The organism is Streptomyces sp. NPDC021225 (assembly GCF_044332865.1).
GTDB lineage: Bacteria > Actinomycetota > Actinomycetes > Streptomycetales > Streptomycetaceae > Streptomyces.
In genome coordinates this window covers 260,454-275,132 of the sequence record NZ_JBIRPV010000004.1, presented here as the reverse complement: position 1 = coordinate 275,132, position 14,679 = coordinate 260,454, and the positions used below count along the sequence as shown (strand labels likewise).

Annotated in this window: 14 protein-coding genes; 4 read left to right on the top strand and 10 right to left on the bottom strand. The window is 72.2% G+C overall.

Annotation, left to right across the window (positions count from 1 at the left end; translation table 11 throughout):
- Positions 1-142 precede the first annotated feature (142 nt).
- Positions 143-1,063, bottom strand: a complete 921-nt coding sequence (locus tag ACH4S9_RS19855) for an EamA family transporter (protein ID WP_398373650.1) — start codon at positions 1,061-1,063, stop codon at positions 143-145.
- 52 nt (positions 1,064-1,115) lie between these two features.
- Here ACH4S9_RS19855 and ACH4S9_RS19850 point away from each other — a divergent pair, with 52 nt between their 5' ends.
- Positions 1,116-1,640 carry a MarR family transcriptional regulator gene (locus tag ACH4S9_RS19850; protein ID WP_311725397.1) on the top strand — a complete coding sequence of 175 codons (525 nt, stop codon included), beginning with the start codon at positions 1,116-1,118 and terminating at the stop codon, positions 1,638-1,640.
- A 10-nt stretch (positions 1,641-1,650) separates the two neighbouring features.
- Here the strand turns inward: ACH4S9_RS19850 and ACH4S9_RS19845 are convergent, their stop codons facing one another.
- A complete protein-coding gene (locus ACH4S9_RS19845) occupies positions 1,651-2,196 on the bottom strand; it encodes a tyrosine-type recombinase/integrase (RefSeq protein ID WP_361188120.1) in 546 nt (181 codons plus the stop codon).
- A gap of 131 nt (positions 2,197-2,327) precedes the next feature.
- Here ACH4S9_RS19845 and ACH4S9_RS19840 point away from each other — a divergent pair, with 131 nt between their 5' ends.
- Positions 2,328-2,831, top strand: coding sequence for a metallophosphoesterase family protein (locus ACH4S9_RS19840; protein ID WP_398373310.1), 504 nt, complete (start codon positions 2,328-2,330; stop codon positions 2,829-2,831).
- 19 nt (positions 2,832-2,850) lie between these two features.
- Here the strand turns inward: ACH4S9_RS19840 and ACH4S9_RS19835 are convergent, their stop codons facing one another.
- The 8 genes from ACH4S9_RS19835 to ACH4S9_RS19800 form a co-directional block, all read right to left on the bottom strand.
- Positions 2,851-4,824, bottom strand: a complete 1,974-nt coding sequence (locus ACH4S9_RS19835) for an amino acid transporter (RefSeq protein WP_398373308.1) — start codon at positions 4,822-4,824, stop codon at positions 2,851-2,853.
- 147 nt (positions 4,825-4,971) lie between these two features.
- On the bottom strand, positions 4,972-5,760 hold the full coding sequence (locus ACH4S9_RS19830; RefSeq protein ID WP_311725393.1) for a TIM barrel protein: 789 nt from the start codon (positions 5,758-5,760) through the stop codon (positions 4,972-4,974).
- Positions 5,757-7,763 carry a DUF2264 domain-containing protein gene (locus tag ACH4S9_RS19825; protein WP_398373306.1) on the bottom strand — a complete coding sequence of 669 codons (2,007 nt, stop codon included), beginning with the start codon at positions 7,761-7,763 and terminating at the stop codon, positions 5,757-5,759. The genes ACH4S9_RS19830 and ACH4S9_RS19825 overlap by 4 nt, the downstream gene beginning before the upstream one ends.
- An 81-nt stretch (positions 7,764-7,844) precedes the next feature.
- Positions 7,845-8,825: a hydroxyacid dehydrogenase gene (locus ACH4S9_RS19820; RefSeq protein ID WP_398373649.1), complete on the bottom strand. Its 981-nt coding sequence runs from the start codon at positions 8,823-8,825 to the stop codon at positions 7,845-7,847.
- A gap of 35 nt (positions 8,826-8,860) precedes the next feature.
- Positions 8,861-9,775, bottom strand: a complete 915-nt coding sequence (locus ACH4S9_RS19815; protein WP_311725390.1) for a carbohydrate ABC transporter permease — start codon at positions 9,773-9,775, stop codon at positions 8,861-8,863.
- The gene (locus tag ACH4S9_RS19810) at positions 9,772-10,722 is read right to left on the bottom strand and encodes a carbohydrate ABC transporter permease (protein ID WP_398373303.1); all 951 of its coding nucleotides are present in this window, start codon (positions 10,720-10,722) and stop codon (positions 9,772-9,774) included. Before ACH4S9_RS19810 ends, ACH4S9_RS19815 begins: the two co-directional genes overlap by 4 nt.
- A 72-nt stretch (positions 10,723-10,794) precedes the next feature.
- Positions 10,795-12,144, bottom strand: coding sequence for an ABC transporter substrate-binding protein (locus tag ACH4S9_RS19805; protein WP_398373301.1), 1,350 nt, complete (start codon positions 12,142-12,144; stop codon positions 10,795-10,797).
- Positions 12,145-12,245: 101 nt separating this feature from the next.
- Entirely contained in the window at positions 12,246-13,343 is a 1,098-nt protein-coding gene (locus ACH4S9_RS19800) for a substrate-binding domain-containing protein (RefSeq protein ID WP_311725598.1), read from the bottom strand.
- 228 nt (positions 13,344-13,571) lie between these two features.
- Here ACH4S9_RS19800 and ACH4S9_RS19795 point away from each other — a divergent pair, with 228 nt between their 5' ends.
- Together ACH4S9_RS19795 and ACH4S9_RS19790 are read left to right on the top strand one after the other, a co-directional pair.
- The gene (locus ACH4S9_RS19795; protein WP_311725386.1) at positions 13,572-14,063 is read left to right on the top strand and encodes a hypothetical protein; all 492 of its coding nucleotides are present in this window, start codon (positions 13,572-13,574) and stop codon (positions 14,061-14,063) included.
- A 49-nt stretch (positions 14,064-14,112) separates the two neighbouring features.
- Positions 14,113-14,673 carry a methylated-DNA--[protein]-cysteine S-methyltransferase gene (locus ACH4S9_RS19790; RefSeq protein ID WP_398373299.1) on the top strand — a complete coding sequence of 187 codons (561 nt, stop codon included), beginning with the start codon at positions 14,113-14,115 and terminating at the stop codon, positions 14,671-14,673.
- Positions 14,674-14,679 lie beyond the last annotated feature (6 nt).

Here is a 14,679-nt window from a genome sequence, read left to right as displayed (position 1 = left end):
GGGGGGGGGGCTCCCCCGGGGGGGGGGGGGCCCCCGGGCCCGCGCCGGGGGGGGGGGGGGGGGGGGGGGGGGCGGGCCCCCCCCCCCCCCCCCCCCCCGCGGCCCCTCCCCGCCGAGTGCCGGACCTGAACAGCCCTGATCGTCACGGGGGATTGCGCGGGGAGGGTGCTTGCGCCGGACGCTCGTCGGCTGCCGGACGGAGAGGTACCTGAACGCTGTCGCGGCGGCCCGCGCGCCTGGGTTGGCCCAGGACGACTCCGGCCAGGACCAGGACCAGTCCGCACAGTTGCTGAACGGTCAGTGCGTCTCCGGCGACACATGTGCCGAGCAGGACGCCGGTGACGGGGTTGAGCAGTCCGATCAGTCCGACGGTCCCAGCCGGCAGATGCCGCAGTCCGGTGAACCAGGCGGCGAAGGCCAGCGCGGTGGCGACCAGGGTGACGTAGCCGAACGCGAGGAGCGTCGGCGTCGAGAGCGCGGGCGGAGGGCCTTCCACGGCGGCGGCGACCGGGAGCAGAAACAGACCTCCGGCGGTGAGCTGCCAGGCGGTCGAGGCGAGCACATCGGTATCGGCGCTCCACCGTTTGGCCAGGATGTGCCCGAAGGACGACACCAGCATGGCCGCGGTCGAGGCGAGGACCCCCGGCAGGCTCACCCCTTCCGTCCCCGTGAGCAGCATGAGGCAGACCCCGGCGAGTCCGATCGCGGCGCAGGCCAGGTGGGCGGTCCGGGGCCGTTCGGACACCAGGGGCCAGGCTATGAGCATCATCGTCAGCGGGGACACCGCCATGACGGTCGAGGCGACGCTTGTCGGAAGCAGTTGGGAGGCGGCGTAGACGAGGACGAAGAACACGCTCATGTTGAGCAGCCCGAGCACCGCGGACCGCCACCACCACGCGCCACGCGGCCGCTGTCTGCGCAGGGCGAGCAGGACCAGGCCGGCGGGCAGCGCCCGCAGGGCGGCCCCGTAGAGCGGGCGGTCGGCCGGCAGGAACTCGTGTGTGACGAAGTAGTTGGTTCCCCAGGCCACCGGCGCGACTGCGGTCAGCGCCACCCAGCGCATATTAGCTTCCATGGAAGCTAATATAACTTCCCGGGAAGCTACCATGAGGTGCATGGAACACGGTGAACCGATGGACCGCGTGGCCCGCATCCAGGCGGACTGGCGCCGCGAGCGCCCCGACGTCGACATCACCCCGCAAGGAGTGATCGGACGGCTGCACCGCCTGGCCGACCGGCTCACCGAGGAACTCTGCCTCGTCTACGGCCGCTACGGCCTCAGCGAGGGAGAGTTCGACGTCCTGTGCGCGCTGCGCCGCGCCGGGGACCCCTACGAGCGGGCACCCGGTGAGCTCGCCGCGCACACCATGGTGACCACCGGCGCGATGACGAAGAGAATCGACCGCCTGGAGCGAGCCGGACTCGTCACCCGCCGCCGTTCCGACGACGACCAGCGCGGCCGGATCGTCGCCCTCACCAAACCCGGACGTGAACTGATCGACCGAGCGTTCACCGACCACATGCGCAACGAACGCCACCTGCTGGATCTACTGACGCCCACCGAGGCCGAGTCACTCGAAACGCTGCTCACGACCTGGCTCTCCCGCATGGAGCATCCGCGTCCTTCCCGCGGCGAGTGACGCTCGCGGCTCAGCCCGTCGACCAGACGCGGCGCAGCTGTTCGAAGCGGGTGGGCAGCGGGGGGCGGCGGGCGGCGTAGGTGGCGTTGGTGCGGTGGACGAAGCGGCGCCAGGAGAGCACCAGGCCCTGGCGGGTGATGGGCAGCCCGGCGGCGACGGTGACCCCGTTGTCGTGGGTGTGGTGCACCGTCAGCAGCAGCGCTCTCGGCACCGTCCCCTCCAGCTCGGCGCACAGTTCCTGACGCACCCGCAGCCATCGCCGCACCACGATGACCGTGCCCGGATCCAGCCCGTGCCGGCGCGGGACGCGGTGCTTGCCGTGTTCGATGGTCACCCAGCCCGCGTCCAGGTCCAGCGCGTCGGTGGTGCAGCGCAGCAGGTCCCCGTACCGGGCGCCGGTGGCCCGGGCCAGCCCGACCACCACGGCCAGCCGCACCGTCTCCGGCCGCGTGCCCTGCTCCAGCGCCTGCACCGACAGCAGCCGCCACACCCACTCCGCCTCTGCGGCCGACACCACCGGCCGCGGATACCGGTCGCTCGCCGTTTCCCCCGCCATCCATGCCCGCCTCTCCAGACCCGGCCAGGGCCGCTTGGCACACTATTTCTTACACCGTACTTCCCACCAGGGACAGCGGATATGCGCCACGACGCGCCGCGTCCGGCGCGGCAGCGCGGTACGGTCGCCGGGTGCGGTTGCTGCTGATGTCCGACACCCATGTCCCCCGGCGCGCCAAGCGGCTCCCGGAGGAGCTGCTGGCCCAGGTGGCGCGGGCCGACGTCGTGATCCACGCCGGGGACTGGGTCGACACCGCCACCCTCGACCTGCTCCAGGCGCGCTCCAGGCGGCTGATCGGGGTGTACGGCAACAACGACGGCCCGCCGCTGCGGGCGCGGCTGCCGGAGGTGGCGTACGCGGAGCTGGGCGGGGTGCGGATCGGGGTCGTGCACGAGACCGGGCCGGCGCGGGGACGGGCAGCCCGTTGCGCCGCGCGCTTCCCCGACGTCGACGTGCTGGTGTTCGGCCACAGCCACATCCCGTGGGACTCGGTGGCCGAGGACCGGCTGCGGCTGCTCAACCCCGGCTCCCCCACCGACCGGCGCCGGCAGCCCCACTGCACCTATATGACGGCCGAGGTGTCGGCGGGGCGGCTGACCGGTGTGGAGCTCCATCGGCTGCCGGCCCACCCATGACGTCCGGACCCGCCGCCGCTCAGCCGACGTGGACGTGAGGGCGCCGGGCGCGGTCCGGCTCTGCCTCGCGGAGCACCTCGCGGGTGACGGGCGCGACCTCCCCGTGTCCGAAGAGGAAGAACCGCAGGAAGTTGGCGATGGGGTTGCCCTCGGTCCACTCGAAGTAGATGTGCGGCCGCTGGCCCGTCACATCCCGTACGTGCAGCAGCATCCCGGCCAGCGCGTTGGCGACGGAGGAGCTGACCAGCGTCAGCACGCGGTAGCGGCCGTGCAGCACCTCCCCGCACACATACAGCTCCGTCTCGAACTCCGACGGGTCCGAGACGGTGACCTCGACGAAAATGAAGTCCTCCTCGGCCGGGAGGTCGTTGTCCTCCCGGATCTGGCGGAGCTTGTCGCGGTATTCGGCCACGTCGCGGCTGTCCGGCTCGTTCGCGATGAAGCGGATGGTGCGGTGGGCCATGTCGCGGACGAAGCGGTCGGCCATGGGGTCGAGGTCCACCCGGGTGACCCGCAGCTCGAAGGCGCGGGCGGCCCGGGACATCAGCGAGAGCCCGATGATGCCGGCGATGAAGCAGGCGCCGATCTTCACGCCGTCCGGCCGCTCCACGACGTTCGCCGCCGTGGTGTAGACGAAGACCGCCGCGATGGTGGCGAAGGCGGCCGTCCAGCGGCGCTGCCGGGCCTTGCGCGCGGCGATGGTGACGGCGATCGCGGCGGAGGAGATGAGCACCAGCACCCCGGTGGCGTACGCACCGCCCTGGGCGTCCACGCTGGCGCGGAAGATCCAGGTCACCAGGAAGGCGATGAGCGTGAAGACCAGCACCATGGGCCGCACCGCGCGGGCCCAGTGCGGCGCCATGCCGTAGCGGGGCAGATAGCGGGGCATCAGGTTGAGCAGCCCGGCCATGGCCGAGGCGCCGGCGAACCACAGGATGACGATGGTGGAGATGTCGTAGACGCTGCCGAAGCCGGAGCCCAGGTACTCGTGGGCCAGGTAGGCGAGGGCGCGGCCGTTGGCCTGTCCGCCGGGCTCGAACTCGTGGTGCGGGATCAGCAGGGTGGTGATGAAGCTGGTGACGATGAGGAAGACGCTCATGATCAGCGCGGCCGTGGTCAGCAGTTTCCTGGTCCCCCGGATCCGACCCGCCGGGTGCTCCTCGGTGTCCTGGGGGTCACCTTCGACATGCGGCATGACGGCCACGCCGGTCTCGAAGCCGGACAGGCCCAGCGCGAGTTTGGGGAAGACGAGCAGCGCCAGGCCGATCATCACCAGCGGATTGCCGTGTTCGGTGGTCAGCTTCGTCGTCCAGTCCGAGACCACGCCCGGCTCGGTGAGCACATGTTCCATCCCCACCACCACGACGACGACGTTCAGCGTCAGATAGATGCCGACCAGCACCACCGCCAGCCCGATGGCCTCCGTGAAGCCCTTGAGGAACACGCCGCCGAGCAGGGCGATCAGCACCCAGGTGACGGCCACCTCGTGGCCGTGCAGGGCGCCGCCGACGTTCGGGTTCTCGACCAGGTGGGCGGTGGCGTCGGCCGCCGAGAGGGTGATGGTGATCAGGAAGTCGGTGGCCGCGAACCCCAGCAGGATCAGGACGAACAGCTTGCCCTTCCAGAACGACAACAGCCGCTCCAGCATCGCGATCGAGCCCTGGCCGCGCGGGCTCTCCTCGGCCACCCGCCGGTACACCGGCAGCGCGCCGGCGACGGTGACGAGCACCAGCACGAGCGTGGCCACCGGGGAGAGCGCGCCCGCCGCCAGGGCGGCGATGCCCGGCTGGTAGCCCAGGGTGGAGAAGTAGTCCACACCGGTCAGGCACATGACCTTCCACCAGGGCCGCCCGGGGTGTTCGGCGGGAAGCTCGGCGTGCGGGCCCGGCTGCTGCTTGGCCATGTCGGCCAGGCCCTCGAGCATCCAGATGCGCAGGCGATGATGGCGTGTCCGGCCCCCGGCGTCGTTGCCCGCACGGTCGGAGCTGGCCATCACGTACTCCTGTCGAACCGTTGGATCGAACCGGCCGCTTCGGCAGGCGGCCAGGTCAGAGTACGCAACGGTCGGGTCGGAGCCGGCCCGGCACACCGCGCGAAGCGGGCCGCGGGTGCCGGGCGCGGGTGCCGCGCCCGGCACCCGTCACCGGCCCACGAGCGCCCTCAGGGTCGTCGCCTCCCTCGGCAGGATGGCTTCGTCGTCCCCCGGCACGAACTCCAGCAGCACATCCAGCGGCTCCCGCACGCCGCCCCGCGCGGCGCGGTGGGCGCGCAGCCGCTCGAAGGCGCCGCGCCACATCGCCTCGCGGGCCGACAGCGGCAGCCGGGTGGTGCCGGGCCACCAGGAGAAGGCGTGTACCGCGGCCACCCGGTCGATCAGCGCGTCGAGGCCGGACAGCGCCTCGGCGTCGGGCGTAGCAGGTTCAACAGGTGGCTGCCAGTAGCTCCGCACATCCTGGCGGCCGACCTCGTCGAGCAGCCCGAGGGTGTGGTCCGCGCCGTCGGTGAGGGTGTTCCGGTGGAATTCGTACCCGAGTTCCACCCCGGCGCGGGCCGCGAGCGCGGCGGCGCGCCGGGTGTCCTCGACGATCCGCCGGCGCTGCTCGGGCGGGGTCTCATGGGTGCCGGTGGCGCCCGCCCAGATCCGTATCCGCGGGGCGCCGAGCAGTTCGGCCGAGCGCAGGACCGCGTCGAACTCCTCCGGTTCGCTCACCCCGGCGCGGTAGTACGAGCCGTACGACGCGACGGCGAGGCCCGCGCCCTCGGTGGCCGCGCGCACCCGGCGGGCGACCCGCTCGTCCCCGGCGGGCACATGCCGGTCCCCGCCCCACTCCACGCACTCCAGGCCCGCCCCGGCGACGGCGGCGATCACCTGGTCCGGGTCCAGCCGGCGGAAGGTGACGGAGCAGATGCCCAGCCGGGTGCCGGTCACGCGGTCTCCCCGGTCACCCGGGGCGTGCGGCCGTCCGGGCCGCCGCCGAAGGCCACCACGGTGCTGCCCCCGTCCGGCCAGCGGATGGTGACGACCGGTCCGCTCACCTCGGCGGTGGCGAGCCCGGCCAAGGGCGGGGCGTCCGGGTCGCCGGTGAGCGAGGCGAGCGAGGCGAAGACGGCGCCGGACTCGCCCTCGCCGACGGCGCCGGTGAGCTCGGGGACCAGGGCCCAGGGACCGTACGCGGTGCCCTGCGGGGCCCGGCGGACCGCGGAGCTCTTCCAGCCGTGCAGCGGCAGCAGCCGGCCGGTCACCTCCGCCCCCGCCAGGCACAGCTCCCCCGCCGGGCCGGCGCCGTCCTCCTGCTCGGCGGCGCTGCCCGGCGCCACGGCGATGGCCCAGCCGCTGTGGTGGACGGCGGTGCCGACGGGGACGTTCACCATGTGGTGGAGGCGCAGCTCCATCGAACCGCGGGCCAGGGTCAGGCTGTCGATACGCGCGGCGGGCAGCACGGGGCCGCCGTCGGGGAACACGGGGATGTGCGAAGAGGCCAGCCAGTTGGGGCCGGCGGCCAGCGGGGTGATCCGGAGCCGGGAGCTGCGCAGCCCGCGCAGTTCGAGGCAGATGTGGTTGTCGGGGGTGTTGGCGGCGCTCGTCGGGCCGGTACGGGTGGAGTAGGCGAGGCGGGCGTACAGCGGGTCGCCGGGCGCCCGCTCCCCCTCCCAGGGGCGGATCTTGGCGCTGCCGTGGTTGTGCAGCCGCACCAGCCCGTCGCGGCCGGTGGTCTGCACCAGGAAGCCGGGGGCGGGCAGCGCCAGCACCCGGTCGGGTCCCTGGGACGGGGCCGGCTTCTCGGTGGCGGTCCACACCGGGTGGTCGGGCGGGAGCAGCAGGGCGAGGAACCCCTTGGACGCCCAGTAGGGGGAGCCCGGTCCGGAGTAGCGCTGAAGGGTGGCCTCATGGGGCCCGTACCAGCCCAGGCTCAGCACCCCGTGCCCGGTGAAAGCGCCGCGGTCGAGGAAGTGCCGCAGCGACCCGCTGAGCACCCGCCGGGTGGCGCCCGGGGCCAGCGGGGTGTGTCCGGTGAGGGCGCCGAGCGCGACGGCGGCCCCGGCGGCGAAGCGGTAGGTGAGGGAGCGGCCGTGGTGGATGGGGGCGCCGTCGGCGTCGAAGAGCAGCGAGAACCCCTCGAGGAACTCGCGCAACCGCGGGCCGAGGTGGTCGAGCAGCGCGCGGTCGGCGGCGAGGTGGGCGTGCAGCAGCGGATACAGGTGGAGGGCCCAGCCGTTGTAGTGGTCGAAGGCCCGTCCGTCGCCGTCGGTGTACCAGCCCTGGCCGCGGTACCAGCCCTCGAGCAGGTCGAGGGCGCGCTCGATGGCCCGGGCGGTCTCGGCGTCGCCGCGCCCGACGGACTCCAGGAAGCCGGCGACGGTCAGCGGGAAGAGGTACCAGTTGTTGGGCGCGGGGGTGTGCCGCAGGGCGCCGCGCAGCCATTCCTCGGTGCGGTCCCGGGCGGCGGCGGGCATCTTCTTCCAGGTCCAGGGCGTGGTCAGGCGCAGGGCCAGCGCCACGGACGCGGACTCCACCATCGGCTGGCCCTGGATGCCGTGATGGCCGATCAGCGGCCAGGACTCGGCGTCGTCCCGCCCGGGGGTGAGGGTGCCGCGCTCGATGCCCGCGGTGTAGCGGGACAGAAAGCTGTGCGGGTCGGCCCCGCCGGCGCCCGCGACGCGCAGGGCGGCCAGCAGGAAGGTGCGGGCGAAGCCTTCGAGGCCGTCGGAGCGCACGCCGGATCTCGACGGCGGTCCGGGGAGGTCGATCAGGCCGTGGCCGGGGGTGGCGTACCGCAGGGCGGCGCGCAGCATGCCGTCGGCGGCGGCCTCCCAGTGGGCGCGGGTCAGCCCGGTGTGCGGGCTGAGCTCGCGGTCGTCGGCGGGGAACGGGAAGGGGAGCGGCGCGGTGGGGGTGAGGGGCGTGGCGGTGGCGGTGGCGGGGGTGGGCATGGCGGGGTGGGTCTCCTGTCGCGTCTGTCCCTGTGCTGGAAGGCCCGGGTTTCCGGTGCCCCGGGTCTCCGGTGCCCGGCGTCAGGCCGAGCGGTCGAGGATCTCCGGGCGTACCGGATGGGCGAACGGGCGGCCGTGGACGTAGCGTTCGACCTCGCCGATCGCCAGGTCGGCGAGGCGCCCGAGCTCGCCGCTCTTGGACCCGGCGATATGCGGGGTGATCAGCGCGTGGTCGCTGTCGTACAGCGGCGAGTCGGCGGGCAGCACCTCCGGTTCGGTGACGTCCAGCACCGCGTACAGCCGTCCGGCCACCACCTCGTCGGTCAGCGCGGGCTGGTCCACGATGGCCCCGCGGGCGGTGTTGATCAGCGTGGCGCCGGTGGGCATGGTGGCCAGCAGCTCGCGGCTGACCAGGCCGCGGGTCTCGGGCAGCAGCGGGGTGTGCACGCTGACCACGTCGCTGGTGGCGAACAGCTCGGCCGGCGGGACGAGGCGGGCGCCCAGCTCGCTGGCCTCGTCGGCGGTGACGAACGGGTCGTACAGCAGGATGTCGAGGTCGTGCGGGCGCAGCAGTTCGATGACGCGCCGGCCGATGACGGAGGCGCTGAGGATCCCCACCGTTCTGCGGTAGTTGCCCGCTCCGGGGTACCGCTCGTTCCAGTCGACGCGGCGGCGCTCGGCGCGGTAGTCACGGGCGATGTCCAGGACGCGCTTGTTGGCGAGCAGGATCATCGCGAGGGTGTACTCGGCGACGGGCACCGCGTTGGCCGCGGCGGCCGAGGAGATGGCGAGGCCGCGCTCCCAGCAGGCGTCGGTGATGTGGTTGCGCACGGTCCCGGCGGTGTGCACGATGGCGCGCAGCCGGGGGGCGGCGTCCAGCGCCGGGCGGTCGACGGGCGCGCAGCCCCAGCCGGTGATCAGCAGTTCGGCGTCGGCCAGGGCGTGCTGGGCGGCCGGGGTGGTGAAGTCGTCGAGGACGAGTCCCGCGTCCAGGTCGGTCAGCCGGGTCAGGCGGGCCAGCGCCCGGTCGTCGAGCACCTGCCGGGCGGTTCTGGACGCCATGGCGAGGACGGCGCGCGGACGGGGACGGGGTTCGGTCACTTGACGCTCCCTGCGGTGAGGCCGGACTTCCAGTAGCGCTGGAGCAGTACGAAGGCCGCGATCAGCGGGACGACGGCGAGCAGCGAGCCGATGACGACCAGGGGGTAGTACTCGGGAGAGACGGTGGCGGCGCTGTTCCACGTGTAGAGGCCGAGGCTCAGCGGATACAGGTGCTGGTCGGAGAGCATCACCATGGGGAGGAAGAAGTTGTTCCAAATGGCGGTGAGCTGGAAGAGGAACACGGTGACGAAGCCGGGGCCGAGCATCCTGAGGCTGACCCGGAAGTAGGTCTGGAGCTCGCCCGCGCCGTCCATCCGGGACGCCTCCAGGACCTCGTTCGGCACATAGCCGCTGCTGAGCAGGCGGGCGAGGTAGACGCCGAAGGGGTTGAAGAGGACCGGGACGAACACCGCCCAGAAGGTGTTGACCATGCCGACGTTGGAGGCCACCAGATAGAGCGGGAGGGCCAGCACGGTCGGCGGCACCATGACACCGGTGAGGACGAGGCCGAACAGCTTCTCCTTGTGCCGGAACTCGTACTTGTCGAAGGCGTAGCCCGCGGCGACGCTGATGAGCGAGCCGACCAAGGCGCCGACGACCGCGTACAGCAGGCTGTTGACGTACCACTCGCCGTAGAGCCCGCCGTCCATGGAGAACAGGTCGGAGAGGTTGCGCGCGAAGGAGAAGTCGCCGAGGGAGAAGATGTCGCTGCCGAAGAGGGCGTCGGCGTTCTTGGTGGACGCCAGCACCAGCCACAGCGCGGGCAGCATGGTGTAGAGGGCGGCGATCAGGACCACCGCGTTGGCGACGCCGCGGCTGGTCAGCCTGGAACGCCCGAAGGGCTTGCCGAGCGTTCTGGCCGGCGGTCCGCCGGAGGCGTTCACGGGGGTGGTGGGTGTCGTCGTGGTCATCCCTCTCTCCGTTCCCGGCGGCCCGACCAGCGCGTCACGGCGTACGAGAGCACACAGGTGACGATCAGGAGGATCACGGAGGCCGCGGAGGCGAGTCCGTAGTTGTTGCGGCGGAAGGCCGCGTCATAGATGTACATGTTGGGGGTGAAGCGGGAGTTGACCATGGGGGTGGCCTGGTTCATCAGCATGGGTTCGGTGAACAGCTGGAGCGCACCGATCAGGGAGAACATGCACACCATGACGACGGAGCCCCTGACGATGGGCACCTTGACCTGGAGCGCGGTGCGGATACCCCCGGCGCCGTCGATGGTCGCCGCCTCGATCACCTCACGCGGCAGCGCCTGGAGCGCGGCATAGAAGATGATCATGTTGTAGCCGAGCCCGCTCCACAGGGCGATGTTGACGATCGACGGCAGCACGGTGTGCAGGCCGAGGAAGTCGATGGTGATGTCGGCCTGGGCGAAGAGTTTGATGACCGGGCTGAGCCCCGGGGTGTAGAGGTACAGCCAGATGACGGCCGCGATGATGCCGGGGACGGCGTGCGGCAGATAGACCAGCATCTGCGCGGTCCGCCGCAGCCGGATGAGGCCCGAGTCGAGCAGCAGGGCGAGCGCGAGCGAGCTGATGACCACGAGGGGTACGAAGATCACGCAGTAGAGTGCGATGGTACCGAACCCCGAGAGGAAACTCGGGTCCTGCAGCACCGAGAGATAGCTGCGCAGCCCGGTGAAGACGGTGCGCCCGCCGCCGAAGCCGAGGCCTTCGTGGTCCTCGGAGAAGAGGCTGAGGTAGATGGCGTAGCCGACGGGGATCAGGAACACGGCGATGAGCAGTGCCGTGAAGGGGGTCAGCAGAACGGTGGCGGCGATCCGCTGCTGACGTCGTCCGGTTCTGCGGGGCGGGTCGACGGCGGCCGCCGATGGCGGCGCCGTCCGTTTCGAGGACATGGCTGTGCTCACGGGTTACCTCGGATCCAACGGGTGAGGTGCGGCTCAGGGGTGAGACGGGGAGACGGCGGCTCAGCGGGTGGTGACCGACAGGCCGAGGCTCTTCAGATCGGGCATCGTTTTGCTCTGGGCCTCGCGCAGGGCCTTCAGGATGTCGCCGCTGCCGACACCGGCCTTCGCGAGCCCGTCGTCGCCGGAGGTGGTGGTCGAGACCATCCGCGGCCCCCACTTCCAGGTCGGGGAGATCAGCTCGGCCTGCTGCTGGAAGAGGCCGAAGATGTCCTGACCGGAGTAGTAGCTGGTGTCCATCTCCTTGCGGGCGACCGGGACCAGATCGGGGACGACCGGGAAGGCGCTGCTGACACCGCTGGCGAGCTTGGCGCGCAGGGCGTCGGGGCTGGTGACCATCCAGGAGATGAACTCCATGGCCTCCTTGGGGTGGTCACTGTCCTTGGTGACCATGAAGGTCGAGCCGCCCTGGGTGGACACCTTCGGCTTGGCCGGGTCCCACTGCGGAACCGGAGCGATGGCCCATTTGCCCTTGCCGTCGGGGGTGGACGCCATCATGGACCCCGCGGCCCAGGCGCCCGCCAGATAGCCGACCGTCTCCCCGCTGCGCAGATGGGCCCGCCACTGCTGGCTGGACCCGGGCTCCACGCGTACCAGGTCCTCGTCCATCAGCCGCTGCCAGTACGCCGCGACCTTGCGGGTGGGGGCGTCGTCCATGGAGATGCGCCAGGTGTCGTCGGCGGTGTCGTACCACTGGGCCCCGGCCTGCCAGGCGTACGCGGCCATGTAGAGCGTGCCGCCGGTGGTGAAGAGGCTGGCGATACGGGACCGCGGCTCCGCCTTCTTGAGCTTGCGGGCCGAGCTCTCGAACTCCGCCCAGGTCTTGGGCACCGGGATGTGGTTCTTGGTGAAGATGTCCTTGCGGTACAGGAAGACCATCGGCTCGATGTCCACCGGTACGGCGTAGGTGCGCCCGTCGAAGGTGGTGAGATCCAGCGCCTGCGGCAGGATCTTGCGGCGCACCGAGTCGGGCAACAGCCCGGTGATGTCCCGGGGCACGCCGTCGATGGTGAAGCTGGGCAGCTGCGGGTATTCGACGGTGGCCACATCGGGGGAGTTGCCGGCGCGCGCGGCGTTGCTGAGCTTGGCCCAGCCGCCCTGCTCTCCCGAGGGAACCTGCTGGAAATCGACCTTGATCTTGGTGTGGGTGCGGTTGAACTCGTCGACGACCTCCTGACTGCCGCGCAGCGCCGACCAGAAGGTGAGGCGCACGGGGCCGTTGCCGGCGGTGTCGGACCCGCGACCTGTGGAGCAGCCCGCCAGTACGAGGGCGAGCAGAGTGAGTAGTGCCGTGGTTCCGGCTGTGGCCCGGCGTCGGGTTGCCAGGCGTCCTGGGCGTCTGTGGCCAGGCATGGACCCTCCCCTGATTCAACGGTGGAGTCACGGGGAATCCTGATCGCTTGACTAAAAAGACGTCAATACATCGAACAGAAGAAACTAAAGCGGTCAAACGATCAGAACTGATGGGCCGCCGCGGGGGCCGTGGAATCCCGGACCACGAGATCCGGCAGCAGCTCCAGATGGCGGGTGGCGCCGGGCCGCCGGCCCTCACGCGCCGCGTCGAACTGACGGCTCAGCACATCCAGCGCGGCGCGCCCGATCTCCGCCTTCGGCGGGGCCACCGCGGTCAGCGCGATATGCCCCATATCCGCGACCACGTCGTTGTACGCGACCACCGAGCAGTCACGCGGCACCTCGAGGCCGGCCTCCTGGAGCCGCTGGACCAGCACCAGCGCGTCCATGTCGCTGTGGATCAGCGCGGCCGTCGCCCCGGTCTCGCGCAGCGTCTGGACCAGGTCGACCGCGCGCGCGTCGGCGACGCTCGGATCGGGGCCCGCGGTGCGCGAGCTGAGGATGGTGCGGCACCCCCCGGCGATCCCGCGGGCCGCGGTCTGCGCGGCGAACTCGGCGCGGATCACCCGCGCGGTGGGGCTGTCGTCGCGCGCCGCCAGCACGATCCGCTCATGGCCCAGGGAGAGCAGATGGCCGAGGGTCAGGTGCACCCCGTACGCGTGGTCGCCGCGGACCGAGTCGACCCCGTAGAGGGCGCTGCCCCGCTCCGGGCGCCGCTCCACCAGCACCACGGGCACCTCCAGGGCCGACAGCCAGGAGTGGTCCTGCGCCGCCTCCTCCGCCGTGCGCCAGCGCGGCGCGATCAGCAGGCCGCGCACCCCGGCGTCCAGCGCCTGGCGGACCGCCCGGCGGTCGGCACCCGGCTCGTCGGCGGCGATGTGCAGCGCAAGCCGCAGACCGGCCCGCTCGGCGGCCTCCCGCGCGCCCTGCACGGCCTCCGTCAGATACGTGTTGCGCTCGGGGACGACCATGCCCACCGCGTCCCCGGTGCCGGCGCCGGGCTCGGGCAACGGCCGCAGCGAGCGCGCCACCCCGTGGCCGCGTCGCACCTCCCCGCGGCGCGCCAGCTCCTCGATGTCCCGGCGCACCGTGACGATGGAGACCCCCAGCTCGTCGGCGAGATCGGTGATCCGCGCCAACCCGCGGGCCTCCACGATCCCCACGATCCGCGACTGCCTGTTCCGCGCCGGTTCCCGCATACCCCACCGCTCGTCTCCGTCGGTCACGCCCGGCGTGATCGGATTTTCCAGAACCCGGCCATAGTAGCGATCATTCGATCAGTACAGGACGGCGCCCATGGGGACGGCCCAGAAACACCACGAGGTGGTGAACGGAACAAGACCGCGGCACGTACCACCCTCCGTGCGCCGGTGCGCGGCGCGCGACGCCGACCCGACGACAGCTGCCCGAAACCTGGAGGCCCGATCATGAACCAGCCGGTCACCCCTCCCGTCCAAGCGCTCCCGGGCGGAGAGGCCGAACTCCGCCTTGTGCTCCATCTGTCCTGGGAGGACATCGCCAGGCTGGGCCAGGAGGCCGGCCGGCTGGCCGCCCAGCTACAGCGCCCGGTGAGCCTCGACGAGGCCGTCAGCCACCGGCTGCGCAGCCGACCGCCGGCCGCCCACGCCAAGCCCGCCCACGCCCCGGCCCCCGACCGCAGTCAGCCGCTCGCCGCCGCCTCGGCTCCGGCCGCGCCGCTCACCGCCCGCTCCCCCGGCGAGCAGGCCCGGCAGGCGATCGAGAAGATCAACAGCTCGGTCCAGCCGTATCAGGGCGGCGCCGAATCCCCGGGCTCGGCACCCCCGGGCCCGGCTCCCGAGGCGATCCCGAGCGACGCCCGGGGCATTCTGGAGCGTCCCACCCGCCCGCCGTCCTCCGTCAACGGCGCCGGCGAGCACGGCCAGTTGAGGGGCGCCTGACCACATCCTGCCCGGGCCCGATGTCGGCGGCCCCCAGTAGGGTCGCCGGATGAGCGTGTTGTGGCTGACCGTGGAGACGCCGCTGCCCACCGGGCGGATGCGGGTGGGGGTGACCGACCGCGGTGTGGTGGCCGCCGCGTACACCCCGCAGGGCGCGGCCGGGTTGCCGGCGGGGCCGCTGATATCCGAGGAGTCCGGCGACCGCCGGGCGGCCGCGGTGGCCGGCCGCTTCGCGGACTACTTCGCCGGGCGGCGGCGGGAGTTGGAGCTGCCGCTGGACTGGCGGCTGACCTCCGGGGCCCAGCAGGCCGTGCTGCGCGTGCTCCAGCGGACCGTCGGATTCGGACGCACCATCACGTACGGCGAACTGGCCGAGCGCAGCGGGGCGTTCGAGGCGGCGGAGCCGGAACAGCGGGCGCTCGCGGCGCGCACGGTGGGTTCGATCATGGGCTCCAACCCGATCTGTCTGCTGGTGCCCTGCCACCGCGTGGTGGCCGCCGACGGCATCGGCGGGTTCGGGGGCGGCGCGGCGGGGCTCGCGGTCAAGCGGTGGCTGCTGACCCTGGAGGGTTCGCTGGCCCCCACGCTGGACTGGGCGGACCCGGCCTGACCCCAT

Excerpts from the sequence above, each read along its gene's own strand:
- ACH4S9_RS19855 (WP_398373650.1), bottom strand. The coding sequence starts at position 1,063 with ATGCGCTGGGTGGCGCTGACCGCAGTCGCGCCGGTGGCCTGGGGAACC.
- ACH4S9_RS19835 (WP_398373308.1), bottom strand. The coding sequence starts at position 4,824 with ATGGCCAGCTCCGACCGTGCGGGCAACGACGCCGGGGGCCGGACACGC.
- ACH4S9_RS19825 (WP_398373306.1), bottom strand. The coding sequence starts at position 7,763 with ATGCCCACCCCCGCCACCGCCACCGCCACGCCCCTCACCCCCACCGCG.
- ACH4S9_RS19845 (WP_361188120.1), bottom strand. The coding sequence starts at position 2,196 with ATGGCGGGGGAAACGGCGAGCGACCGGTATCCGCGGCCGGTGGTGTCG.
- ACH4S9_RS19805 (WP_398373301.1), bottom strand. The coding sequence starts at position 12,144 with ATGCCTGGCCACAGACGCCCAGGACGCCTGGCAACCCGACGCCGGGCC.
- ACH4S9_RS19810 (WP_398373303.1), bottom strand. The coding sequence starts at position 10,722 with ATGTCCTCGAAACGGACGGCGCCGCCATCGGCGGCCGCCGTCGACCCG.
- ACH4S9_RS19800 (WP_311725598.1), bottom strand. The coding sequence starts at position 13,343 with ATGCGGGAACCGGCGCGGAACAGGCAGTCGCGGATCGTGGGGATCGTG.
- ACH4S9_RS19790 (WP_398373299.1), top strand. The coding sequence starts at position 14,113 with ATGAGCGTGTTGTGGCTGACCGTGGAGACGCCGCTGCCCACCGGGCGG.
- ACH4S9_RS19850 (WP_311725397.1), top strand. The coding sequence starts at position 1,116 with ATGGAACACGGTGAACCGATGGACCGCGTGGCCCGCATCCAGGCGGAC.
- ACH4S9_RS19820 (WP_398373649.1), bottom strand. The coding sequence starts at position 8,825 with ATGGCGTCCAGAACCGCCCGGCAGGTGCTCGACGACCGGGCGCTGGCC.
- ACH4S9_RS19795 (WP_311725386.1), top strand. The coding sequence starts at position 13,572 with ATGAACCAGCCGGTCACCCCTCCCGTCCAAGCGCTCCCGGGCGGAGAG.
- ACH4S9_RS19815 (WP_311725390.1), bottom strand. The coding sequence starts at position 9,775 with ATGACCACGACGACACCCACCACCCCCGTGAACGCCTCCGGCGGACCG.